This window comes from Caballeronia sp. LZ032 (assembly GCF_031451315.1).
Taxonomy (GTDB): Bacteria; Pseudomonadota; Gammaproteobacteria; order Burkholderiales; family Burkholderiaceae; genus Caballeronia.
On the sequence record NZ_JARUXP010000040.1, the window covers coordinates 1 to 938 of the forward strand.

Consider the following 938-nt stretch of genomic DNA (forward strand, 5'->3'; position numbering starts at 1 on the left):
TTCTTGCAGAAAGGGAGTCGGCGGAACCGGCTCGCGAGGCATGGCAACGTAAGCAAGCAGCACGTGTATTGTCAGCGCTCCGAATTGCCCGGCGTAGGCCGATAAATCTGAAAAAAAAGCCTCGCACGGGGCGAGGCGCAAAACCGAAGGCGTGCCTGTTGTCAGTTCGCGGCGCGACGGCACGTCCCCCGGGAGCCCGGGACAGGAGCTTTTCGGAGAGGCGAAAACGGGTCAGCCGAGCGCGGCGACCTCGTTCGCAATGAGCCTGCGCAGCTTGCTTGCGTGGTGGATCGTGATTGAGCACGTCGCCTGCAGCTGACTCAGGTACGTGAGCACGGAATCGATGCGCGGTCCGCTCTGCAGCACGAGAAAGCACTCTCTGAGTGCCTGAGCGGCGCATTCGATGACGTCGCTCTCAAGCGCGCGGGCGCCCGATGTGTCGAGGATTTCGGCGAGCGGCGCGAGCAGTTCGGCGCGTCGTCCGACCTTGCCGCCTACGCGCACGATGTCGAGAAACGAGTCTCGATGTACCGTGATCGAGCCGCGCGCCTCCTGCACATAGCGCAAGAGCGGGAGAGGATCGTGCCGCGATACAGCGCGCAATGCGCCGATTGCGCTCACGTGCCCGACGAAGTGCCCCTCGAACGAATGCAGGGGGCGCCGCCACGCGGCGAAGGCGGCGCGCTCGGGCGTCGCAAACCGGCCGGCGTGGAGTCGCGCGTACGGCGGTGGTTCGGATGGAAGACGGGAATGGATTGCGGTGTCTCTGACGCTCACGGGTTCGCCCTCTTGTGGTGAGGTCCCGCGTCCCAATGGAAGAGGGAGACGGGCCAATAGCAGAGTTGACTGGGCGGAGCGACGAAGAACCCAAATCGCTCTGCACCCTCTACTACGGCCCGCCATTGAACGGTCGGACACGATGCACGTCCGTGCAAGGA

The 938-nt window shown here is 64.4% G+C and carries 1 protein-coding gene; it reads right to left on the reverse strand.

What is annotated here, in order from left to right:
* Positions 1-231: 231 nt before the first annotated feature.
* Entirely contained in the window at positions 232-777 is a 546-nt protein-coding gene (locus QCE69_RS39305; protein ID WP_309936151.1) for a hypothetical protein, read from the reverse strand.
* Positions 778-938: the final 161 nt, after the last annotated feature.